The 23,239-nt window shown below is 59.0% G+C and carries 24 protein-coding genes; 1 reads left to right on the top strand and 23 read right to left on the bottom strand.

The annotated features are described in order from the left end of the window. Window positions 1-108: 108 nt before the first annotated feature. The 23 genes from HMPREF2935_RS09375 to rho form a co-directional block, all read right to left on the bottom strand. A complete protein-coding gene (locus HMPREF2935_RS09375) occupies window positions 109-1,722 on the bottom strand; it encodes a hypothetical protein (protein ID WP_070732905.1) in 1,614 nt (537 codons plus the stop codon). Window positions 1,723-1,725: 3 nt separating this feature from the next. Beyond that, window positions 1,726-2,523 carry an ABC transporter ATP-binding protein gene (locus tag HMPREF2935_RS09370; RefSeq protein WP_070732903.1) on the bottom strand — a complete coding sequence of 266 codons (798 nt, stop codon included), beginning with the start codon at window positions 2,521-2,523 and terminating at the stop codon, window positions 1,726-1,728. Window positions 2,524-2,576: 53 nt separating this feature from the next. Next, window positions 2,577-2,972, bottom strand: coding sequence for an arsenate reductase/protein-tyrosine-phosphatase family protein (locus HMPREF2935_RS09365; RefSeq protein ID WP_070432854.1), 396 nt, complete (start codon window positions 2,970-2,972; stop codon window positions 2,577-2,579). A gap of 21 nt (window positions 2,973-2,993) precedes the next feature. Further along, window positions 2,994-4,430 carry a cation:dicarboxylate symporter family transporter gene (locus HMPREF2935_RS09360; protein WP_070432853.1) on the bottom strand — a complete coding sequence of 479 codons (1,437 nt, stop codon included), beginning with the start codon at window positions 4,428-4,430 and terminating at the stop codon, window positions 2,994-2,996. 123 nt (window positions 4,431-4,553) lie between these two features. After that, window positions 4,554-5,438: a tetratricopeptide repeat protein gene (locus HMPREF2935_RS09355; RefSeq protein ID WP_070588131.1), complete on the bottom strand. Its 885-nt coding sequence runs from the start codon at window positions 5,436-5,438 to the stop codon at window positions 4,554-4,556. Further along, the gene (locus HMPREF2935_RS09350) at window positions 5,435-5,743 is read right to left on the bottom strand and encodes an MTH1187 family thiamine-binding protein (RefSeq protein WP_061921994.1); all 309 of its coding nucleotides are present in this window, start codon (window positions 5,741-5,743) and stop codon (window positions 5,435-5,437) included. The genes HMPREF2935_RS09355 and HMPREF2935_RS09350 overlap by 4 nt, the downstream gene beginning before the upstream one ends. A 10-nt stretch (window positions 5,744-5,753) precedes the next feature. After that, window positions 5,754-6,038 carry a hypothetical protein gene (locus HMPREF2935_RS12805; protein WP_083306120.1) on the bottom strand — a complete coding sequence of 95 codons (285 nt, stop codon included), beginning with the start codon at window positions 6,036-6,038 and terminating at the stop codon, window positions 5,754-5,756. Further along, window positions 6,038-6,730, bottom strand: a complete 693-nt coding sequence (nucS, locus tag HMPREF2935_RS09345) for an endonuclease NucS (protein WP_061921990.1) — start codon at window positions 6,728-6,730, stop codon at window positions 6,038-6,040. Before nucS ends, HMPREF2935_RS12805 begins: the two co-directional genes overlap by 1 nt. Before the next feature lie 24 nt (window positions 6,731-6,754). Beyond that, on the bottom strand, window positions 6,755-7,231 hold the full coding sequence (locus HMPREF2935_RS09340) for a DUF2550 domain-containing protein (RefSeq protein ID WP_070732900.1): 477 nt from the start codon (window positions 7,229-7,231) through the stop codon (window positions 6,755-6,757). A gap of 180 nt (window positions 7,232-7,411) precedes the next feature. Then, window positions 7,412-7,780 (bottom strand): F0F1 ATP synthase subunit epsilon, encoded by a 369-nt coding sequence (locus HMPREF2935_RS09335; RefSeq protein WP_061921985.1) that lies wholly within the window; start codon window positions 7,778-7,780, stop codon window positions 7,412-7,414. Window positions 7,781-7,790: 10 nt separating this feature from the next. Further along, a complete protein-coding gene (gene atpD, locus HMPREF2935_RS09330) occupies window positions 7,791-9,236 on the bottom strand; it encodes a F0F1 ATP synthase subunit beta (RefSeq protein WP_062035306.1) in 1,446 nt (481 codons plus the stop codon). Between the two features lie 3 nt (window positions 9,237-9,239). Next, window positions 9,240-10,223, bottom strand: coding sequence for a F0F1 ATP synthase subunit gamma (locus HMPREF2935_RS09325; RefSeq protein WP_062035308.1), 984 nt, complete (start codon window positions 10,221-10,223; stop codon window positions 9,240-9,242). A gap of 57 nt (window positions 10,224-10,280) precedes the next feature. Further along, window positions 10,281-11,921: a F0F1 ATP synthase subunit alpha gene (gene atpA, locus HMPREF2935_RS09320; protein ID WP_070732898.1), complete on the bottom strand. Its 1,641-nt coding sequence runs from the start codon at window positions 11,919-11,921 to the stop codon at window positions 10,281-10,283. Between the two features lie 65 nt (window positions 11,922-11,986). Further along, window positions 11,987-12,802: a F0F1 ATP synthase subunit delta gene (locus tag HMPREF2935_RS09315; RefSeq protein WP_062035312.1), complete on the bottom strand. Its 816-nt coding sequence runs from the start codon at window positions 12,800-12,802 to the stop codon at window positions 11,987-11,989. A gap of 6 nt (window positions 12,803-12,808) precedes the next feature. After that, on the bottom strand, window positions 12,809-13,375 hold the full coding sequence (locus HMPREF2935_RS09310) for a F0F1 ATP synthase subunit B (protein ID WP_061921968.1): 567 nt from the start codon (window positions 13,373-13,375) through the stop codon (window positions 12,809-12,811). Between the two features lie 45 nt (window positions 13,376-13,420). Further along, window positions 13,421-13,660, bottom strand: coding sequence for an ATP synthase F0 subunit C (locus tag HMPREF2935_RS09305; RefSeq protein WP_005532052.1), 240 nt, complete (start codon window positions 13,658-13,660; stop codon window positions 13,421-13,423). Between the two features lie 105 nt (window positions 13,661-13,765). Continuing rightward, entirely contained in the window at window positions 13,766-14,566 is an 801-nt protein-coding gene (gene atpB / locus HMPREF2935_RS09300; RefSeq protein WP_061921965.1) for a F0F1 ATP synthase subunit A, read from the bottom strand. 437 nt (window positions 14,567-15,003) lie between these two features. Then, complete coding sequence (locus tag HMPREF2935_RS09295; protein WP_070732896.1) at window positions 15,004-15,447, bottom strand: Cg1360 family ATP-synthase-associated protein; 444 nt, start codon at window positions 15,445-15,447, stop codon at window positions 15,004-15,006. A 38-nt stretch (window positions 15,448-15,485) separates the two neighbouring features. Next, a complete protein-coding gene (locus tag HMPREF2935_RS09290) occupies window positions 15,486-16,661 on the bottom strand; it encodes a glycosyltransferase family 4 protein (RefSeq protein ID WP_070732895.1) in 1,176 nt (391 codons plus the stop codon). 15 nt (window positions 16,662-16,676) lie between these two features. Continuing rightward, complete coding sequence (locus HMPREF2935_RS09285; protein ID WP_061921957.1) at window positions 16,677-17,345, bottom strand: L-threonylcarbamoyladenylate synthase; 669 nt, start codon at window positions 17,343-17,345, stop codon at window positions 16,677-16,679. A 30-nt stretch (window positions 17,346-17,375) separates the two neighbouring features. Beyond that, window positions 17,376-18,221 carry a peptide chain release factor N(5)-glutamine methyltransferase gene (gene prmC, locus HMPREF2935_RS09280; RefSeq protein ID WP_070732995.1) on the bottom strand — a complete coding sequence of 282 codons (846 nt, stop codon included), beginning with the start codon at window positions 18,219-18,221 and terminating at the stop codon, window positions 17,376-17,378. A gap of 17 nt (window positions 18,222-18,238) precedes the next feature. After that, window positions 18,239-19,315 (bottom strand): peptide chain release factor 1, encoded by a 1,077-nt coding sequence (gene prfA, locus HMPREF2935_RS09275; protein WP_061921954.1) that lies wholly within the window; start codon window positions 19,313-19,315, stop codon window positions 18,239-18,241. Beyond that, a complete protein-coding gene (gene rho / locus HMPREF2935_RS09270; RefSeq protein WP_070456172.1) occupies window positions 19,315-21,129 on the bottom strand; it encodes a transcription termination factor Rho in 1,815 nt (604 codons plus the stop codon). Before rho ends, prfA begins: the two co-directional genes overlap by 1 nt. Before the next feature lie 337 nt (window positions 21,130-21,466). On the opposite strand from rho, the gene HMPREF2935_RS09265 reads away from it, so the two are divergent. Continuing rightward, window positions 21,467-23,227: a long-chain fatty-acid--CoA ligase gene (locus HMPREF2935_RS09265; protein ID WP_070456173.1), complete on the top strand. Its 1,761-nt coding sequence runs from the start codon at window positions 21,467-21,469 to the stop codon at window positions 23,225-23,227. Window positions 23,228-23,239 lie beyond the last annotated feature (12 nt).

Here is a 23,239-nt window from a genome sequence, read left to right as displayed (position 1 = left end):
CGTCTATGAGGGCGCGGGTAATGCACTGCCGATTAAGGTGCACTCCGCGTCGAATTCCGCGGAGCTACACCTCCCGGCTAACTCCGTGCAGTGGTATCGCTTTGTGGGCTAGCTGACCCAGGTGTCGACCTTGGCGTAGATCTCCGGCATCCGGGCGTCGACCCGCTTGCCGGCGATATATGCCACCAGTGCGTGCACGATAGCCGGTACGGCAAGGCTCAAGATGACACCGACTGCTAGCAACGGAGCCTTGTCTTGGGTAACGGCGATGCCTAGGCAAACAAGACCTGGGGCCACTGCAATCCAGCCGAAGATGAGTCCGAAGAGGCTGGCCACAAAGGCGGGTGCGGAGTAGCCAGACTTATCAGTCCACGCGTTGGTACCCGGCGCAGAGACTGGATAAGGGTTATAAACTGACAAAGCTAGTGAACAGGCGCTGACCGAAAGCAGCATTCCTAGTGCAGCACAACCAAAGGCCAATACCTTCAGGCGTTCAGGGCTGATGATGAGCGCCAGGATGACGCAAATGAGGATGACAACTGCAGAAGGCGTCAGGTGAGCGCGATGGCGGGCCAGCAGAAATTTGCTTGGTGCACAAGGTGCCATCATCTTCAGCCAGCCGGAGGGGCCATCGTAGCCATAGTCGTTGACGCCGAGTAGGCCGCCCACGAGACCGAGCATCACGAGCACGCCTAAACCAGCGGCCAAGTTGCCGTTAAAGATGTGGTAGAGACAGAATCCTGCGAGCACCGGCAAGAAGATCAAGGTATTTACTAGGCGCATATCGCGGACGATATAAAGCAACGAGCGCGAGTACTCCATCATGGCGGGACTGCGATAGGCCAGGCCCATCAGGCGGAGGCGGGATACGCCGTGCTGCTTTGTCTTTGTGGCTGGCGCAGGCCGGGCGTGCTGCTGGCTTTGGGCGAATTCTGTTTTGATTAAGTGCCGCCAGACCGCGAAGAGCCCCACTGCGGTGACAATTGCGATTAGAAGCTGCGCGAGTGCTTCCATGTAAGAGCCATTGCCAAGCGCTGTGGCCCAACCGGTCGCTGCGGTAAACGGCGTCCACGCGGCATACTTGCCGATGGTGCCGAGCGGCACTGCATCTTCAATCTGACCGTTTAAGAGAATGACGCAGAGCATCAATACGGTACCGAGAATGCCGCCAATGAACTTGCTGCGGTCGCTTTCCAAGCTGACCACGTTGCTGGCAATGCTCATCAGGCACTCCGACAAACAGATGGTGATAAACCACGAAAGCGCCATGCCGAGCACGAATGCGGGTACGGCAATGACGTTGAAGTCACCGATGCTCACGAGCATAATCGCACCGACGATTGCCCAGATGATGCTAAAACCTGCAGAAAGCCCGACGCGGGAGTTAAGGAAAGAAATGCGCAGCATGGCGGGCCGGACCTCTTCTAAAGAAAGCGGCAGGCCCTTCAAGGTATCCGGGTAAAGCTGCTTTTCACCGGCGGGCATGATCATCGCGAGCATGAGGTACATCGCTACGCCGAGGAGGTTGACTGTGGTGAGAGCGTGAGCATTGCGCGTGCCTTCGCTCAAATCTAAGCCAGCCATAAGCCCAGTGTTGGCGAGACCAATCAGGCCATAGATGACGAAGAGGAGCACCATCATCCACTGCGCGGTGTTCTCCTTGAAGGTCCTGCTCCATAGTGTGCGGTGCAGCTTGACGAGGGTTTTGCTGGTGTCCTTCATAGCCTAATTTCCACCCAACCACTGGAAGGCGTTGGAATCGAGATCGGCGCCGCCGACGAGCTCGATAAAGACGTCAGTGAGGCTCTTGTCACCGCGGACCTCATCGACGGTGCCGGAGGTAAGCACTTGGCCATCATTAATGATTGCCACGGAGGTACAAAGTCCTTCGACTAGGGACATGACGTGGGAGGAAATCACCACGGTGCCACCCCGGGCAGCGAAGTTCACGAGCACGTTTTGGATGAGGCGGCCGGATACTGGATCGACTGCCTCAAGAGGCTCATCGAGGATGAGCACCTCGGGATTATGGAGCACTGCGCCGGCAAGCAGAATCTTCTTGGTCATGCCGGCGGAATAGTCGGCGATGCGTTTGGAGGCGGCGTCGTCAAGCGCGAGCACGTGCAGGAGCTCGGCGGCACGGCGCTGTGCCTCCCCCTCGTCGAGCTTGCGTAGCGCGCCCAAGTAGTAGAGATACTCGGCGCCGGTGAGGCGGTCGAATACGGGTGCGCCGTCCATGAGCAAGCCCATCGATGCCTTCGCAGGGATTGGATCGTGCCACACGCGGTGACCGGCAACGAATGACTCGCCGCTATCGGGGCGCAGAAGACCGCAGGCCATGGTCAGCATGGTGGTCTTGCCCGCACCGTTGGGGCCGACGATGCCATAAATAGAACCCCGCGGGACGTCGAGATCTAGATTGCGGACGGCGGGAGAACCATTGAAGGATTTGTTAAGGCCACGGATTGCAAAGGCTTGCTGCCTAGGATCGGGCGAAATCGGTGCTCGGTGCGGACTAGTCATGCACCGCACCTTATTAGAAAATGTTACCTATTTCTAGGTTTTTAGTATCCAAATTAATTATGGCGCGCAATCAATTCTTTGACGCGGGCGTCGATGTCATCGCGCAGCTCGACCATCCTTTGCTTCCCCTCGACGCCACGCTGGGAGGGATCTTCAATCTCCCAGCGCTCGGCGGGTCCATCGTACTCGGCGCCGCCGACGATGATGACGTGGTCGACATTGGCGGCAAGCTCCGGGGCGACAGGCTTGGGCGTGCCCTCCGACATGTCGGCGCCTACTTCGGCCAGGCAATGGGACGCCTCGAGATTTACGTCGCCGGGCTGGCCCGGTTCGGCCACCTGGACGCCTGCCGAATAGACCTCCCACGAGGGAGCGTGCAGCTTCGCCAAAGCTGCGGCCATCTGGGACTTGCCGCGGTTGGAATTGCAGAGGAAGAGTACTTTCGTCATAGCCTCGCAGTATAGCGAGAACTACTTGTAGTACATCTCAGAGCCGTCTTTGTAGCGCTCCAAGTCAACCTGCTGCGTTGGCTGCAGGCGGTCGTGGGCTGGGTTCTCCACGTCTGGCATGCGCAGGTTAACGGTGCTATCCTTGCCGGAATCAGCGTATGGTTCCTCACCGTTGAGGACCTTCGTGACGCGGTCCATGTCCACGGTCTTGGTCCAACGGCCAACCAGGATGGTTGCGAGCGCGTTGCCGGCAAAGTTGGTCAGAGCGCGAGCCTCGGACATAAAGCGGTCGATGCCCATGATGACGTCGACGCCGCCGAGGAGCTCAGGGCGGTGAGACTGCAAGCCCGCAGCCAGCGTTGCGATGCCAGCGCCGGAGACACCCGCCGCACCCTTGGAGGCGATGATCATAAAGACCAGCAGGCCCACCTGCTCGCCCAAGTTCATCGGCATATGCATTGCCTCGGAAATGAAGATGGCGGAAAGCGTCAGATAAATAGCGGTGCCGTCCAGGTTGAAGGAATAACCGGTCGGTACAACGATACCCACGGTCGGCTTCTCCACGCCGAGGTGTTCCAGCTTGCGCATGAGGTTCGGCAATGCGGATTCAGAGGAAGAAGTAGCAACGATGAGCAGAAACTCGCGGCCCAGATACTTGCAGAGCTTCCACATGCTGATACCGCCGAATACACGGGCGATGAGGCCGAGTACCACGAATACGAAGAGGAAGCAGGTGATGTAGAAAGCCAGCATCAGGGTGGCCAAGGACTTCACGGCATCCATGCCGGTCTCACCAACGACGCCTGCCATAGCACCGAAAGAGCCGAGCGGCGCCAGCCACAAAATCATGTTAAGGATCTTGAAGACGAGGCGCTGCAGGCTGGCGACGAAGCCAAGAATAGGTTCGCCTGCCTCGCCCATGGACTGCACGGCGAAGCCACACAGCAATGCGATAAACAGAACCTGGAGAACAGATCCAGAGGTAAACGCCGAGAACATGGTCTCTGGGACGATGGAGCTGACAAAGCCCCAAAGACCCTCGCCTTCCGCACCTGCCTTGATGTACTTAGAGCCATCACCGCCGCTAATATGAAGGCCAGCGCCGGGATCGATGAAGTTTCCGACCACGAGGCCGATCGCCAGCGCAAAGGTGGACATCGTGATGAAGTACGCCAGAGCGATGCCCCCGGCCTTTCCGACCGATGCCGCAGCGCGCACCGAGCCGATGCCCAGCACGATGGTGCAGAAGATGATTGGCGCGATGACCATCTTGATGAGGCTGACGAACATCGTGCCCAATGGCTTGAAGTTAACGGCAACGCCCGGGGCGACTAGACCCAAGGCAATACCGGCAATCACCGCAACGATGACGCCGATGTAGAGCCAGTGGGTACGGTCCTTCTTCGGGGCTTTGGGCTCCGGGATTTTTGGACCATTAATTGGTTGCAAAGTCGGCATAGAGCACTCCCTTTTAATTGGCCTTTTAATTGGCTCTGTCAAGGATTTCTGCCCTGATAATAGAACCGGATAAAAGCGATCCAGAAATTCCAGAAAGTCGGGGGTGCTCTAATTACCCCTTCGCTAATAAAGAGCGCTTGCGAGCTTCGTTCGTGCCTGCAGAACGCGGGGATCGGAGGCGTCGAAAAGCGCGAAGAGCTCGAGCAAGCGATCCTTGAGGGCTTGCTTGTCGTCGCCTGCGGTTGTTTGCATCGCCGAGATGAGGCGCTCGAAGGCCTTCTCAGGCGCACCGGCGACCACCTCGGCGTCGGCGGCATCGCACTGCTTGGCGACGTCGTTTGGTGCGGCGTCGGCAGCAGCAATCGGATCCTCGGTGCGGTTGGCTGGGTCCAGACGACGCAAAACCTGGGTGGTGTTACGGGCCTGCTTGACCTCGGCGTTGTCTGGATCGTCGGCCAAAATGGCGTCGTAGTGGGCGATGGCTGCGTCGAAATCGCCGCGGTTTAGAGACTCCTCGGCGGCCTGCACGCGAGGGTCCGCGGCAGTTTCTGGTTCTGGGGTCTCGGTGCTGAGACCACTCAATTGCGGCCCAAGCTTCTCGACGAGCGTGGCAGTCCACTGCTCCAGTGCATCCTTGGGCTGGGCTCCCTCGAAGTTGGTAATCGGCTGGCCGGCAGCTAGGGCGACGGTGGTCGGCAGGTTTCGCACGCCAAAGACCTGCGCTACCTGCGGGATAGCATCAGCATCGATGTAGCCAACGATGAACTTGAGACCACCGGCCTCTGCGACAGCGCGCAGGTCATTCTTCAGTTGCTCGGAGGCGGGCGAACGCGAAGAACCGATGAGCGCAATAACGGGGACCTCGGCGGAACGGCGAATCAATTCGGATTCGAAGTTAGCCTCGGTTACCTCGAAAAATGCAGATACCCCGGAAGGCGCTTCCTCAGTCTCCTTTTGCTGCTTCAGCGCGCCCAGGTCAAGGGCACCGCCTACATAAGGTCCGGTCACTTGTTTTCCTCCAAACGTCGATTCACAGACTCCACCTTTTGCGTCAACTGGCCAGTCACGCCTTCGCGGATATCGGCCTTGACTACAAGCGAGGTACGCGGCGAAACCTTGCGTACTGCATCGGTGGCTTCCTTGATTACGGCAAAGACCTCGTCCCATTCGCCTTCTATAAGGGTGAACATGGCATTGGTCTCGTTGGGCAAGCCGGATGCGCGCACCACACGTACGGCTTCGGCGACGGCTGCAGACATCTCCGCAGTTTCCTCGCCCACCACGGTTGGCGCGACAGAAAAAGCAACAATCATGCCCGCTATCCTACCTACGCTCCCAGCAGTGACGGTGCCAGTGGCGGCGGTCATCTTCCCTGCCGCCTGTATCACGCGGCCAAGCCACGATATGGGCAACGCGAGGCGGAATATTTTGGTTGCAGCCGGGGCAGATATAGAACTTTGTAGCTGCAGCGCTGCCGATGTGGCGCATGATGAAAGGTTCACCGTGGGTCCAACTTGGCCCCTCGACGGTCTGCGAACCTAGAAAAGTAGAGCCGTCCTTAGGCAGCGGGCGGGGGTTGACGGGGTTTCTCCTATTGCGGCGTGGCATTAGAAAAGACGTAGCTCGTTCGACTCAATGCCGCGCAGATCTTGGTAGTCAAGGATGACGCAGCGAATACCGCGGTCCTCGGCCAGCGTACGGGCCTGCGGCTTGATTTCCTGGGCTGCAAAGACGCCTTGCACGGGTGCCAGTAGCTCGTCACGGTTGAGAAGCTCCAGATAGCGCGTGAGCTGCTCGACACCGTCGATACCACCGCGGCGCTTGACCTCAACCGCAACGAACTTATTGTCTTGGTCTTTGGCCATGATATCGACTGGGCCAATTGCAGTTGGATACTCGCGGCGCACGAGTGAATAGTCCTCGCCCAGGGTATCGATGTGCTCGGCGAGCAGCTCCTGCAGGTGCGCCTCGACGCCGTCCTTAACAAGCCCCGGATCCTCGCCCAATTCGACGGAGAAGTCTTGGTGAATCTCCGCGATCGTGATACGCAGCTGCTCGCCCTTGGGGTTTTCAACGAGCCACAGCTGTTCGCCAGTGTCCTCGCCGTCGATGTCAGTGATGGCGGATTCCTCCAGCGTGCACGGCGGAGTCATCCAATTCAGCGGCTTATAAGCGCGGTCGTCGGCGTGGATCGACACGGAACCGTCTGCCTTGACGAGGATGAGGCGATCGGCGACGGGCAAATGGGCATCCAAACGGCCGACATAATCAACTGAGCAACGAGCGATGACTAAACGCATGCTCTCTACCCTATAGGTAGCCGCCTACTCCTTAGTAAAACGGGTAGCGCGCTGGCGCAGACGCCGATAGTCAGGACGTTGCAAGCGCTTGGAAGGCGCCGCCTCAATCCAGGCGGTAAGACCCATGATTCCGTGTAGGTCAGTGGCGATTTCGTATTCCTGATCCGCGAAGGAAAAGCGGATGACCTGGTTGGCGGCGGACATAAAAGCAGCCTCGTCATCGTCTAATTGACGAGTGCCAATTAGCTCGACGCCGAGGCGATTGAAACGAAGGTCTGCTTGGACCGAAACCGAGCGCAGCTTGAAGTACTCCACGTATTCCCCGTTATAGCGCATCACGCCATGACGCCAAGAACGAGAGTTTTTAGCGGGAAGGGTTCTCAGCAATACAGAGGTCCCGCGCGCACGCAACTTGAAAAAGCGGCGAGCAGCAAGCATAAGACACAAAAAGATAAAAGCCGCCACGATGAGGAACAACCAGCCTAGACCTGAAATGTTCATATCCTGCCGCTCCCTTTAATCCTGAACCTAAAAGATATTAGACAAAATTCTAGTATCTTCCCCTGCCGTTATGCCACTAAACCCCGTAGCAAAAGCCAACGAAAAAGCGCCCCACCTTTCTGGTGAAAGAAAGGTGGGGCGCTTATGAGAGCGGAAGGGCTTTGCTGCCCGTTACTCTACCTAGCCCTTGGCGCGACGAAGTGCTCGCTGAGCGGCTTCACCACGGTTGTGGACAATAAACTCCTCGGACTTCTGGTCTTCGGAAGCCTGTGCCTCATCAACTTCAGTGGACCAAGTAGCCCAGTTGGCGAGGACAGTGATCTTGTCCTTGGACACGGAGAGGAAGCCACCCTGGACCGCGGCGACGAGGCGCTCGCCGTCGACTGGGTGGATGGTCACAACACCATTGTCGGCCAGCTGACCGACCAATGGCTCGTGGCCAGGAAGCACGCCGATCTCACCCTCAGTGGTCTCAGCCGTAACCAGCGTGGCCTTACCAGCCCACAGCTTACGCTCGACGGATACCAATTCAGCGGTGATGTCAGCCATGTGCCACTCCCTACTTCTCGGAAAGCTTCTTGTACGCAGCCTCGACGTCGTCCAAGCCACCCAGGCCGTTGAATGCCTGCTCTGGGTAGTGATCGAACTCGCCGTTGCAGATGCGCTCGAAAGCATCGATGGTCTCGGTCAGCGGGACGTAGGAGCCCGGCAGGCCGGTGAACTTCTCTGCGACGAAGAAGTTCTGGCCTAGGAAGCGCTCGATACGACGTGCGCGCTGAACGGTGACCTTGTCCTCCTCGGACAGCTCGTCCATACCAAGGATGGCGATGATGTCCTGGAGTTCCTTGTTCTTCTGCAGGATGTGAATGACGCGCTGCGCAACCTCGTAGTGGTGCTCGCCCACGATGGACGGCTCCAGAATACGAGAGGTCGAGGTCAGCGGGTTCACAGCCGGGTAAATACCCTTGGAAGCAATACCACGATCCAACTCGGTGGTTGCATCGAGGTGGGCGAAGGTGGTGGCCGGAGCCGGGTCGGTGTAGTCATCCGCAGGGACGTAAACGGCCTGCAGAGAGGTAATCGACTTGCCCTTCGTGGAGGTAATGCGCTCCTGCAGGACACCCATCTCGTCAGCCAAGGTTGGCTGGTAGCCAACGGCGGAAGGCATACGACCCAGCAGGGTCGAAACCTCAGAGCCAGCCTGGGTGAAACGGAAGATGTTGTCAATGAACAGCAGCACGTCCTGGTTCTGCACATCGCGGAAGTACTCCGCCATGGTCAGGCCGGACAGAGCCACGCGCATACGGACTCCTGGCGGCTCATCCATCTGGCCGAACACGAGGGCGGTGTCCTGGAGAACGCCCATCTCTTCCATCTCGAGGAAGAGGTCGGTGCCCTCACGGGTACGCTCGCCGACGCCGGCGAAGACGGAGGTACCGGAGAACTCGCGTGCGATACGAGTAATCATCTCCTGGATGAGAACGGTCTTACCAACACCTGCACCGCCGAAGAGGCCGATCTTGCCGCCCTTCACGTACGGGGTCAGGAGGTCGATAACCTTAATACCGGTCTCCAGGATTTCGGTTTTACCCTCGAGCTGGTCGAATGCTGGCGGCTCGCGGTGGATGCCCCACTGCTCACCGTCGCGGCCCAGACCAGGCTGGTCGAGGCAGTCGCCCAGTGCGTTGAAGACGTGGCCCTTGACCACATCGCCGACTGGAACGGAGATTGGCTTGCCAGTATCGGTCACGGTAGCGCCGCGGACGAGGCCGTCGGTCGGTGCCATGGAAACGGTACGGACGAGGTTGTCACCGAGGTGCTGAGCGACCTCGAGGGTGACGGTCTTTGCAACAGCCTCGAGAGAAATCTCGACGGTCAGTGCGTTGTACAGTGCCGGCAGTCCGCCACGCGGGAATTCCACGTCGACGACCGGACCGATGACGCGCACCACACGGCCGGCAACAGCCGACGACTGTGTGTTCTGCTCTTGCAGAGCTGAAGTCATAATCTAGTCACTTTCTGCGCTTTCGGCGAGCGCCCCAGCGCCACCGACGATCTCTGTAATTTCCTGGGTAATCTGTGCCTGACGAGCCTGGTTGGCCACGCGCGAGAGGTCCTTGACCAGCTCGGTTGCGTTGTCAGTAGCAGACTTCATTGCGGTACGGCGTGCTGCGGACTCGGAAGCGGAAGCCTCCAAGAACATCGCAAAGAGGATACGAGAGACGTACTGCGGAAGCAGTGCCTCCATAAGAGTGTCAGCATCCGGCTCGAACTCGAAATCAGGCGAAACCTGATCCGTAGGCTCGGAGTCGGAAAGCGCGGACTCTCCGAGGTGAAATTCCTCATCCTCAATAACCGGAACCACCGGCAACAACTGCTGTGCACGCGCGGTTTGGGTCAGCATGGACTCAAACTCGGTGTACACAACGTGAACCTGGTCGAAGCCACGGATGCCTTCGCCCTCGGTGTTGAGGCCGTCGCGGTACTTGGCAGTACCTTTGGAACCTGCAATGAAGCCGTCGATCATGTGACGACGGACATCGTGGGTGGTCTCCCAGGACGGATCCTGCGAGAAACCAGCCCAGCTGCCTGCGACATCAGCTTCACGGAACTTGTAGAAGCCAACGCCCTTATTACCCGTGACGTAGCGGACGGTCTCGTAGCCTTGCTTCTTGAGCAGGGCTTCGAGCTCGGCTGCCTTTTTGAAGATGTTGTTGTTGTAGCCACCACACATACCGCGGTCAGAAGAGACCACGAGAATAGCGGCGACCTTGCCATCTTCACGTTCACGAAGCATCGGGTGATCCAGCGAGCTGGCCGCTGCGAGCTTGTTCATCACATTCGCAAGCTCGTGTGCGTAAGGCTGTGAAGCCTCAACCCTAGCCTGTGCCTTGGTAATGCGCGAGGTAGCAATGAGCTCCTGTGCCTTGGTGATCTTCTTAGTGGAATTGACGGACCGGATTCGGTCGCGCAGTTCACGAAGATTAGCCATGGTGTTCGCTCCTCCCTTCTATTATCTCGACGGTTGATTCTTAGAGCTGTGCGGACTCTATTTAGCCGTCTTACGGGAGACGCTGAGCTCGGTCTTCTTTACCTCTGCCGCATCGAGCGCCTCGACCTCTGCCTCGGAGCCCAGATTGCGGCCCTCGGTGGTGCGGAAGGTCGGGGTGAAGTCCTTAGCAGCCTTGACGAGCGCATCCTTGGATTCGTCGGACAGAGGCTGGCCACCAGCGATCTGCTCGAATACCTGCGGGGTATTCGAGTGCAGGTACTCGTGTACCTCAGCCTCGAAGCGACGTACATCCTCGACGGGAACGACGTCGAAGATGCCCTGGTCAGCCAAGTAGATGGAAACCATCTGGAACTCGACTGGCTGCGGGGAGGACTCCGCCTGCTTGAGCAGCTCAACCAGACGCTCACCGCGCTCGAGCTGTGCCTTGGAGGCAGGGTCGAGGTCGGAAGCGAAGGCAGCGAATGCCTGCAGGTCACGGTAAGCAGCAAGCTCAAGACGCAGGTTACCGGCGACCTTCTTCATGCCCTTGGTCTGTGCAGCGCCACCCACACGGGAGACGGAGACACCGACGTTAATTGCCGGACGGACGCCCTGGTTGAACAGGTCGGACTCCAGGAAGACCTGGCCGTCGGTAATGGAAATAACGTTGGTCGGGATGAAGGCGGAAACGTCGTTCGCCTTGGTCTCGATGATCGGCAGTGCGGTCATGGAACCTGCACCCATGTCGTCGGAGAGCTTTGCAGCACGCTCCAGCAGACGGGAGTGGAGGTAGAAGACGTCGCCCGGGTATGCCTCGCGGCCCGGCGGACGGCGCAGCAGAAGGGAAATCGCACGGTAGGCCTCAGCCTGCTTGGTGAGATCATCGTAGATGACCAGGACGTGGTTGCCCTGGTACATCCAGTGCTGACCCAGGGCTGCACCGGAGAACGGTGCCAGCCACTTGAAGCCGGCGGCGTCGGAAGCCGGAGCTGCCACGATGGTGGTGTACTCCAGTGCGCCGTGCTGCTCCAGGGTGTGGCGGACTCCAGCAATGGTGGAGCCCTTCTGGCCGATAGCGACGTAGATACAACGTACCTGCTTGTCCTTGTCGCCAGACTCCCAGTTAGCCTTCTGGTTCAGGATGGTGTCGATGCAGACTGCGGTCTTACCAGTCTTACGGTCACCAATGACCAACTGACGCTGACCACGACCAATCGGGGTCATTGCGTCAATAGCCTTGATGCCAGTCTGCATCGGCTCTTCAACCGGCTGACGCTGCAGCACGGAAGGTGCCTGCAGCTCGAGGACGCGGTCCTCTTCAGCGGCGATTGGGCCCAGACCGTCGATCGGCTGGCCCAGTGGGTTGATAACGCGGCCGAGGAATTCCTCGCCCACAGGGATGGAAAGGACTTCGCCAGTCCTCTTGACCTCGTCGCCCTCGGTGAGGGACTCGAAGTTACCCAGGACAACGACACCGATGGAGTTGGTGTCAAGGTTCTGTGCGACGCCGATAACGCCGCCTGGGAACTCGAGCAGCTCATTCGCCATAACGGATGGCAGGCCAGAAACCTGCGCAATACCGTCAGCTGCCGAAATGACCACGCCGACCTCCTCACGGGAGGCCTCCGCGGAGTAGCTCGAGGTGTAGTTCGCAATCGCGCTACGAATCTCATCGGAGGAGATCGTCAGCTCCGCCATGTTCTTCCTGCTCTCGGTAGTATCTTCCAGCAATTACTTAATCATTTCTGTCGTTTCGGCCTGACTTAAGCCATCTTGGCACGCAGGCGGGCAATCTTGCCTGCCGTGGAGCCGTCGATAACTTCGTCGCCGACGCGGATGGTCATACCACCGAGGAGGCTGGTGTCAACCTCAGAGTGAATGGACATCGCACGACCATAAATTTTGCCCAGCTTCTCAGCGAGTGCTGCACGCTGGCTATCATTCAGCTCACCCGCGGTGGTAACACGAGCAATGGTGCGACCCTGCAGCTTAGCTGCGTAGTCGGCCAGTGCCGCGACATCATCGATCGGGTTCTGCTCAGGGCGGCCGATGGCCTGGAGCGCGAGCGCCTCAGAGAACATCGTTACCTTGCCGTAGAGCACGCTTGCCAGCAATCCGCGCTTACGTGCGGACGTAGCAGTTCGGTCGGAAAGCAGCTGGGTCAGCTCTGCCTCGTTCTTCAGGATGCTAGACAGGCGGAAGAGCTCGTCTTCCACCTGGCCCAGCTGGCCCTGAGCCTCAGCACCGCGCAGAAGAGCGCGGCGGCCGAGAGACACGAGACCCTTGACGAAGTCACGGGAGGTGGACCACTGCTCGGCAGCAGAAGCTTCGATCACCTGGGTGGCGACCGGAGCAATCTTTGCACCGAAGAGGTTCTGCACCAGTGACTTGCGGTTTGCAGCCGGAACGGCGGCGTCGGTTAGCGCGACGCGCAGTTCGCGGTCAGCATCAAGGACATCAACGACCTCGAAAAGGTCGAGACCTGCCTGTGCCGCCGTCGCAATCGCATCGTCCTGCGCCAGAATCTGATCCAGCTGGGACTCTACGTGTGCGAGGGCTTCGCGGCTAGCTGCCTTCATAGTTGCCTACTTTCCGGCCGGTGCCACAGAATCGAGCTCGGACAGGAAGTTGTCAATCGTGGAGGACTGCTTGGTTGCGGAAGAAAGTTCGCCGCCCAGCAGCTTCTCAGCCAAGTTGATGGAGTTCTGTCCGATATCGGAACGCAGCTCAGAGATGACCTGTGCACGGGAAGCTTCCAGCTGCTTCTCGCCAGAGGCGACAATGCGGCGGGATTCTTCCTCAGCCTGGGTCTTAGCCTCAGCCTCGATCTGCTTGCCGCGCTCGCGCGCCTGCTCGCGGATCTCTGCAGCTTCTGCACGTGCGTCAGCAAGCTGTGCGTTGTACTTCTCGAGAGCAGCCTTAGCTTCAGCCTGCTGAGCCTCAGCACGCTTCATGCCGCCCTCGATGCGGTCCTCGCGCTCCTGGAGCATCTTGTTGTATGCCGGAAGAACGAACTTCCAGAACAAAATCAAGATGACAACGAAACAGATCAAAGACCAGAAAATGTCATAGTTCTTGGGCAGAAGAACGGAGAAGCTGCCGGAACCCGGGTTCTCCTCCCCCGCCGCAAGCGTATAAAAGACGTTGTTCATGTGGTCTCCAGTCTTAAAAGGTTGGTTTAGGAAAACGCGAACTTTTTAGAACAGGAAGCCTGCAACGAGGCCGATAAGTGCAAGAGCCTCGGTGAAGGCGATACCCAGGAACATGGTGGTACGCAGCTGGCCGGCCATTTCAGGCTGGCGTGCCATAGCCTCAACGGTCTTGCCGGCAACGATGCCGATACCGATACCAGGGCCGATTGCGGCGAGGCCGTAGCCAACAGCCTTCAGGCTGTCGAGGTTAGCGGCAGCATCCTGTGCAAGAATGATTTCGTTCATGGTGAAAGTCGTTCCCTTTCGTATGTCCTGCCCGCAGGTTTACGGACAGGGAGATAGTTTCTGTGAAGTTGAGATTATTCTCGGTCGCGCTCGTCGACCTCGTCCTTAGTGCGAATCCGCGTGCAGGGACAGTTCGATGTACACCGCCGTCAAAAGCGCGAAGATGTAGGCCTGCAGGAAGATGACCAGGAGCTCGAACAGGCTGAAAGCCAGTCCCAGAACAATGGTCAAACCGGACAGTGCCGTCCAACCGTTCAGCTGCCAGAAGAAGAAGTTCGAAGCAGAGAAGAGAAGGACCAGAATGATGTGTCCTGCCAAGAAGTTCGCCATGAGACGAATGGCGAGGGTAACTGGTCGCAGAATGAAGGTCGAGAAGAACTCGATCGGCACAACGAGCAAGTGCAAAGCCGGCGGCAGGTTAGGAATAACCACCGAGGACTTGATGAACTTGCCGAAGCCATAGCGCTTTGCGCCGGCGTAAATCATTGCGATGTACGACACGACTGCAAGGACGATAGGCATGCCGATACGACCATTCGGCGAGACGTTGAGTCCCGGGATGATGGTCGGCACATTCATAAACAGGACTGCGAAGAAGATCGTCGCGATTACCGGAAGGAATCGCTTGGCCTCCTTAGTACCCAAAATATCTTCGGCGATGTGGATACGGACGAAATCGACCGCATTTTCGCCGACGTTCTGCAGACCCTTCGGAACCAGCTTCGGGTTCTTGAAGGCCAGCATGAAAAGAACCACCAATACCAGCGTCATCAAGATGCGCACCAGCATAAGGCGATCAAGCGCGAACCATCCGTCGGCAAAGTCGCCGAAGAACAGATGGTCAGCATCTACTTGCCCCGGGAAGAATTCTTCACCCAGATCAGGCGCGTGGAAGTGCCCTTTCATGGCCAATGTTGTAACGCTCAGCGTTCTCTCCCGTGTTAGGGCCGCCGCAAAATAACTTTGCGGACGGTGCGATGGACGTCTCAAGCTCTCTGCCACGACTTCGGACTCCGTCGCACATCTTCGAAGAAGTGACAGGGATTGACCGCGCGGGATCCAATGCAAAAATCTCGGTCCCGTGGTAACCCGCGAGAAATAATATCAGTTCAGGGCCTCATTCACGTGTACCAGGGTAGGCACGGGTTGGCACCCGTAGCTCGCGGGCGATTTTTTGGCTGAAATAGCGCCCATGACTAGGCAAAAGCCCCCGTATGGCCTTTGTCACAAACGGTTTTTGTACACCACCTCGGGGGTGGAATTAACACCCTTTCCACATCTTCCCCAAGGAAATTAAGACTAAAGGGCTCGTGTTTTATCCCCGCCGCCCTTTTTCAGGGTGGCTAATGCACATAAGAGACGCGGGCACTGACGACGCCCCAGGCCTCGGTACCCAGCGTTGCGATAAGGGCCAGAACTACGGTGACAAAGAGCGCCATCTTATCGTAGAAGTCCATGTCGCGGATGACCGCGAGGATGACAATCAGCACCAGCAATTTGATGAGCCAGCTACCCATAACGACGATGATCGTGTTGGTGGGGCTAGTCTTCGATGCGGCAAGCACGGAAAGAACCGTCAGCAGCACAAAACCGCCGCCGATGCCGGCACCGACGAGCACTCCCCAAATCCCCGGCATTCCACGCATGCCACCCCACACAGCGAGCGAGATAATCGTGATGGCCACCAGCGCAATCGAACCGAAGCGCAGTGCACGCTTAAGCGGCAAAACTGGGTCGTCAAAGTCATCCACGTTGTTTATTGCCGCGTTCGTCATCGGATCAGTCATAGGCCAAAAGCCTACCGCACTACGACAGCCCGAGACTCCTAGGCGGGATCGGTATGCGCCACCACCGTGGTAGCCCGCTTACTTGGGCCAAGCTTGCCCCGGCGCAGAGGAATGAGCGTGACGCCGAATGCCACCCCCAGCGCGATGGCGGTAACGGCGACGGCAACGGGCCACGGGACGATGGAAAAGGACACCGCGCCGAAGGCTACCGCTGAGACCCACAGGTATAGCACCAAGACGGTGCGGCGGTGGGTATGGCCGAGTGAAAGCAGGCGGTGATGAATGTGCGCCTTATCGGCAGAAAAGGGCGATCGGCCCTGCGAAAGGCGGCGAATAACCGCCCAGACAAGGTCCAAGACTGGAATAAACACAGCTGCGGCGACCACAATGAAAGGCGATGCGAGCGCCACCATGTCAACGGTGCCATACAGCGACATATTGATCTTGCCGGAAGCAGAGGTGGAAGCTGCGGCCAACAAGAGACCGATGAGCATCGATCCACTGTCGCCCATAAAGATGCGCGAAGGCTCAAAGTTGTGCGGCAGGAAGCCCGCACAGATACCGACCAACGCAGCAGAGATGATCGCCGGCGGATAGGCAGAGACTGCCCCACCCTGGTCATGCAGAACCGTGATGGAAAAGATCAAGATGGCGCCACCTGCAATAAGCCCTAAGCCAGCGGCGAGACCATCAAGGCCGTCCACAAAGTTCATTGCGTTAATGAGCAGCACCGTAAAGAAGGTTGTCAAGAGTGTGCCCTGGATTTGATCGAGCAACACCGTAGTTCCGCCATCGAATGGAATAAACAGAAGCGTCCATGTAAGGCCAAGGCCGCTCATGATTCCAGCGGCGAGCAATTGGCCGACCAACTTCACTATCGCACCCAGTTCGAGGGCGTCGTCGATCACGCCCACGAGCACGATGGCCAGCGCCGCCCAAACCACGGCATTCATCTCAGGAGTAACGGGCATGAAACCGCGAGTCAAGGCTGGAAGCTGGGCGGCTAGGAAGACTGAGGCGCCGAAACCAGTAAACATTGCCACGCCACCCATCTGCGGAGTGGGCTGGGAATGCGAATCGCGCAGGCGAATCTCTGCTACCCGCCCAGTGCGGACGAGGAAGCTACGTACCAAGCCCGTGGCGAGGTAGGTAAAGGTCGCTGCAACCAAAATGACAAGCGCTAGCTCGCGCAGCGGTACACCGGTGCCACTCACACAATCTCCTTTTGTCTAGGCAGTAGGGCGAGTGCGCAGCGACTCGGCGCTCACGCCAATGACCTCAGCGATTTCTTCGGCAGAAAGCGCGCCCTCACGCAGCAGGTATGGGTGCTCACCGGAGAGATCGATGATGGTGGAAGGCTTGCCAACGGCAGTCTCACCACCGTCCAAGTAAACGGTAACGGCTTTACCAAGCTGCTGCTTTGCAGCCAGCGCGGTGGTCGGTGGCTGGTGGCCGGAAATATTCGCGGAGGACACAGCCATTGGGCCAACCTCGCGCAGAAGCTCGATGGCAATAGGATGCAGCGGCATGCGCAACATCACCGTCCCGCGGGTATCTCCCAAGTTCCACGGCAAGGAAGGCGCCTGCGGGACCACGATGGAAAGTCCACCGGGCCAAAAAGCCTCGACGAGTGCTCGCGCAGTATCGGTGTACTCCGCGACGAGACCGCGGATGGTGTCCCAGGACCCCACGAGGACCGGAACGGGCATATCGGGGCCACGCTGCTTGGTTGCAAGGAGGCTGGCCACAGCGTCGTTGTCGAAGGCGTCACAGCCGAGGCCGTACAACGTGTCAGTAGGCATCACGACGAGGCGGCCAGACTTTGCTGCTTTGACCGCGATGGCTAGGCCTTCTTCACGCTCCGCCTTATCGGCACAGTTATAAATCTTTCCCTGCATTCTTTCCTCACTTCGTGTGTTCAGACCAACCTACTGTACTCCCGCCGGGGTGGCGGTCGCACTTTTAATAGCAGTTACAAAACGCGCGGTACCTGTTAGGTCTCGCAGCACTGCGACATCGTGGAACCGCCCAGAATTCAGCAACGCAACTTGCACAGCTTCGCTCGTGGCATCGTCGTGCTCGATGCCCACTTTCCCGCCGGGACGCAGTAACTTCGCAATGCGAGGCACGAGACGGTCGATGACCTCCATGCCATCGGCGCCGCCGAAGACCGCCATGTGCGGGTCGCGGTAGACCTCGGGCTCTAGGTCCGGCGTCTCCGGAACATAAGGCGGATTCGTGAGCACGAGATCCACGGTGCCGTCGAGTTCGGCCAGAAGCGAGAAGTCTGTTGCATCGCCGTGGACCAGATGCACGCCTTGGGCAAGATTGCTGCGGGCAAAAGGCAGCGCATCTTCAGAAAGCTCGACCGCGAATACATCCGCGTCCGCCCGCTCATTCTTTACATAGGCGGCCAATGCCCCGCTGCCGGTACACAGATCGACAACGCGGGGCTTGGCGACGTCGCGAAGCCCCCGCACTCCCCAATCCGCCAGGACTTCCGTTTCTGGGCGTGGAATAAACACGCCCGGGCCTACCTTGAGCTCGAGCGGGCCAAACCAGGCAGTGCCCAGAATGTGCTGCAGCGGCTCGCGGGCCTCACGGCGTGCGACCCAGCCCTCATAGGCGATGGCAAAGCCGGGAATTGGTTGGGCATCCAGTGGGATGTCCATATGACCACATCCAATGAGCTCGGCGGCAAGCACTCGTGCGTCCCACTCCGGGCTAGGTACTCCAGATGCGCGAAAGCGCTCCGCGGCATCGCGAAGCGCCATTGCGTAGGTATCCACCTCTAGTCTTCCGCCTCCAAGCGCTCGGCGCGCTCTTGAGCCTGCAAAGCGGTGATCAGGTCCTGCATATCGCCGTTGAGAACGGAATCCAGGTTATTCGCCTTGTAGCCGATGCGGTGATCAGTGATGCGGTTTTCCGGCCAGTTATAGGTGCGGATACGCTCGGAGCGGTCCAAGGTGCGCACCTGGGATGCACGTTGCTCCCCTGCCTCAGCCTCACGGGCTTCGCGCTCGATCTGATCCAGGCGTGCCTGCAGCACCTGCAGTGCGCGGGCCTTGTTCTGAATCTGGGAACGCTCCTTCTGGCAGGTGACCACCAGGCCAGTCGGCAGGTGGGTAATGCGGACTGCGGAGTCAGTGGTGTTAACGCCCTGGCCGCCCTTACCGGACGAGCGGTAGACGTCGATACGCAGGTCCTTTTCGTCGATGTTGACGGATTCGACCTCATCCGGCTCCGGGTAAACCAGCACGCCGGCAGCTGAGGTCTGAATGCGGCCCTGAGACTCGGTCACCGGAACGCGCTGGACGCGGTGGACGCCGCCCTCGAACTTGAATACGGACCAAGCGCCGTCGCGAGACGGGGTCTTGGACTTAAACGAGATGGACATGTCCTTCACGCCGCCCAAGTCGGACTCGTTGAGGCCCAAGACCTCCCACTGGAAACCAGCTTTGTCAGCATAACGCTCGTACATGCGCGCGAGATCGCCTGCGAACAATGCGGCCTCCTCGCCGCCGGCGCCAGCCTTGATCTCCATAATGATGTCTTCGGAGTCGTGCTCGTCACGCGGAGCGAGTAGGTCAGCGAGCTTTTCCTCCAGTTCAACGACGAGCGGCTCGAGGCGGTCGACTTCGTCCTGGAAATCATGGTCCTCGTAGGCCATTTCCTTGGCATCTTCGAGGTCCTGACGAGCCTGCTCTAGCTCGTTGTTGACTGCAACGATTGGACGCAGCTCGGCATAGCGTTTAGACAGCTTACGGAACATCGTCTGATCGCCAGCGACCTCAGGATCGCCCATCTGCATCTCGATGCCCTGGTACTCGGAGACAATGTCGTCTACGAGGGAAACTTGATTAGCCATTAGATGTAATCCTCAGCTTCCTTGTCAGCGACCATCGGCGCCGAGCTTGCCACCTGCATCAAGAACTCGCCGTTGGAGCGGGTCTTCTTCAGCTGCTTGATGAGCAAGTCGATAGCGGCGAAGGAATCCAAACCAGAAAGGATGCGACGCAGCTTAGTCATGATGCGCGCTTCCTCCGGAACGAGCAGCAGCTCGTCCTTGCGGGTGCCGGATGGGTTAACGTCCACGGCCGGGAAGATGCGACGCTCGGAAATGGCGCGGTCGAGCTTGAGCTCGGCGTTGCCGGTGCCCTTGAACTCCTCGAAGATGACCGTGTCACCGGTGGAGCCGGTCTCCACCATCGCGGTGGCGATGATGGTGAGGGAACCGCCGTTTTCGATATTGCGGGCAGCACCCAGGAAGCGCTTCGGTGGGTAGAGCGCATTGGAGTCCACGCCACCGGAGAGGATGCGGCCGGATGCTGGGGAGGAGTTGTTGTAGGCACGGCCCAGGCGGGTAATCGAGTCTAGGAGAACCACAACGTCCTTGCCCTGCTCCACCAAGCGCTTCGCGCGCTCGATGGCCAGCTCGGCAACGGAGGTGTGCTCTGATGGCGGGCGGTCGAAGGTAGAGGCAATGACCTCACCCTTGACGCTGCGCTGCATGTCGGTGACCTCTTCTGGGCGCTCGTCTACCAGGACGACCATGAGGTAGCACTCTGGGTTATTTGCGGAAATCGCGTTGGCGATGTTCTGCAAAATGGTGGTCTTACCGGCCTTCGGCGGGGAAACAATCAGCGCACGCTGGCCCTTGCCGATAGGCATGATGAGGTCGATAACGCGGGTGGTCAGGATCTTCGGATCCGTTTCCAGGCGCAGACGCTGGTTCGGGTACAGCGGGGTCAGCTTAGAGAAGTGAGGACGGTCCTGTGCCGCTGATGGCTCCATGCCGTTTACCGTGTCAACCTGCACCAACTGGTTGTACTTGCGGCGATTACGGCCATTGCCGTGGGTATGAGTTGGGCCAGAGACCTTGACCTGGCCGGTCACGGCGTCGCCAGAGCGCAGGCCCAAGCGCCGGACCAAGTTGTTGTTGACAAAGACGTCAGAGCTTGCCGCGCGGTAACCGGTGGTGCGCAGGAAAGCCACGTTGTTGTCGACGACCTCGAGGATGCCGCCTACTGCCTGGACTTCATCGCCCTCGCGGATCTGGAGATCGTTGCCGCCACCGTTGTTGTCATTACCACCGCGGTTGCGGCGGTTGCGGCGGTTGCGGCGGTTGCGGCGGCCGCCACCGTTGTTGTCATCGTCATCATGGCGGCGGTTGCGGTTGCCGCGGCTGCGCTCGCCGTTATCACGGTTGTCACGGTTATCACGGTTATTGTTGTCGCGATTGTCGTTAGAGTTCTCGGAATCCTTGTTCGACTCCTTGGCCTCTTCCTTAGCGCCCTCCTGCTTTGCCTCGGCGTTCTCGCGCTCCTGGCGGCGGGCGCGGTTGCGGCGGGCACGGCGAGCCTGGGAGCGCGACTCGTAGCGCTGCTCCTCGTTCTTCTCCCCCTTTTCTTGGGCCTTTTCTTGAGCCTTGTCTTCGCCACTATCCTTGGCGTTATCCTCAGCCTTTGCCGGCTTCTCTTCAGCAGGCTTACGTGTGCGGCGCTGTGGCTTTTCCGCCTTTTCCGCCTTCGCAGGTACCTGGCCAGTGCTCAGGGCGGTGATCAGATCGCCCTTGCGCAGACCCGAGATGCCGCGCAGGCCGCGCTCTGCAGCCAGCTTGCGCAGTTCCGGCAGCTTCATGGATGCGTAATCCTGTGCTGCGGCTTTGTCCGTATTGCTCACGGATATCCTTTCGTCGCTTCACCAGCGTCTAAATGCTTTTCGCCTGCAGTCCGGCTTAAGCGCTGGAAGCCAATCTGTATTTTTATGGTGCATGCCGCCACAAGCGGGAAGCCGCGGGCGGTGAAATATCTAGGCCTCTCCTCTGGGAAAAGGAATGCCACGGAGGAGAATTGATAGAAGGCGACTGCGAGCGAGAAAAAAGAAACGCTCTGCGGCGGTTCTGCAATACTCGGTTACGCGGGAGCTTTCCTAAAATTCGGGCTAGTCCGCGTCAGTCACGAGCCACTATACCGTATTAGCATCCCGCGCCGGAAGTGACACCGCTAAAGTAGAACTCATGCTTTCTACCATGCAGGATATCCCCCTGTCCCTGACCCGCATCCTGGAATACGGATCGACGGTGCATGGGCAGACGCAGGTGACCACGTGGCGCAACCATAGCGAGCCGGAAACCACCGACTTCGCCGCCATCGGCGCACGCGCGGCCGCATTCGCGCACGCATTGCACGATGAGTTGGGCATTACTGGGGACCAGCGCGTGGCATCTTTCATGTGGAACTGTGCTGAACACCTAGAGGTCATGTTCGCCACTGCCTGCAAGGGTGCTATTTTCACCCCGCTAAACAAGCAGTTAATGAATGATCAGATTCGCCACATCATTAACCACTCCGAAGCGGAAATTGTAGTTGCCGATCCGCGCTTAAAAGATCAGCTGGCTAAGGTCTTAAACGGCGTAAAAACCGTGCGTGCGGTGGTTCTCATTGGCCTAACCGATCCCGCCGACTACCTGGGCAAGTTTGGCGCTGGCGTCGAGGTCTATTCCTATGAGGCGCTACTCGACGGCCGCCCTACCGAGTACAACTGGCCTGAGCTAGACGAGCGGACGTCGGCCGCCTTGTGCTATTCCACCGGCACCACTGGCGCGCCCAAAGGCGTGGTCTATTCCCACCGCGCGCTCTACCTGGAGAGCATGCAGTTGCGCGCCTCCGATTCGCTGTGTGTTACCCACGGCGAGACCTTCCTGTGCTGCATCCCGATTTATCACGTGCTCAGCTGGGGCGTTCCCTTTGCCGCCTTTATGACGGGCACGCCACTAGTGCTTCCCGACGCCGACGTATCCGCACCGACGCTTGCCAGCATCATTGCTGCCACCTCGCCCCGCGTGGCGCATGGCGTGCCCACCATTTGGATTCAGCTTTTCGCGCACTATCTCAAGAATCCCCCAAGCCGCATGACGCTGACCGAGATCTTCGCCGGCGGCTCTCCCGTCCCGCCGCAGCTGATCAAAATGTGGGAGGAGCGCTACGGCGTCGACGTCGTGCACGTGTGGGGCATGGTGGAAACCACCACGGTGGGCACGGTGGCCCGCCCGCCCCAGGGTGCCGACGGCGATACCCGCTGGGCATACCGCATATCCCAAGGACGCTTCCCGGCCTCCTTGCAATACCGTGTAGTCAATGACGGCGTCGTCGTGCCCAAGTCCGACCGCAATGCCGGCGAGATCCAGGTCCGCGGCAACCTCGTTACCGGCTCCTACTACCACTCGCCCACTTCTGAACCGGGCGGTAGTGCCGACGAGTTCCGCGGCAAGCAAGTCGAGGATGCCGAATCCAAATTCACCGCAGATGGCTGGCTGCGCACTGGCGACGTCGGCTCGGTAACGGAAGACGGCTTCTTGACCGTCGAAGACCGCGCCCGCGACGTCATCCGCTCTGGCGGCGAGTGGATCTATTCGGTCCAGCTCGAAAACCTCATCATGGCTAATCCCGTCGTCGTGGAGGCCGCCGTCATCGGCTATCCAGATAAACAGTGGGTGGAACGCCCTCTGGCGGTAACGGTGTTGGCGCCAGGGTTTTCTCCGACAATCGAAACCGCCGAGCGCATCCGCGAGGGTATGCGCAAGGAGCTGCCTTCGTGGATGCTGCCGGAGTACTGGACCTTCGTAAAGCACATCGACAAAACCTCGGTGGGCAAGTTCGATAAGAAGGACCTGCGTTCGCACTTGGCTGAAGGCGAATACAACATCATTCGGCTGAAAGGCCCTGGCGAGTCGCACCGCCTGGATGACTTGCCACAGCATTTCCCGCCCCGTGATTAGACCCCGGATTAA

The organism is Corynebacterium sp. HMSC076D02, from assembly GCF_001813815.1.
Classification (GTDB): Bacteria; Actinomycetota; Actinomycetes; order Mycobacteriales; family Mycobacteriaceae; genus Corynebacterium; species Corynebacterium simulans.
Note: the sequence above shows the minus strand (reverse complement) of the source record. Positions and strands in the feature narration are given on the sequence as shown.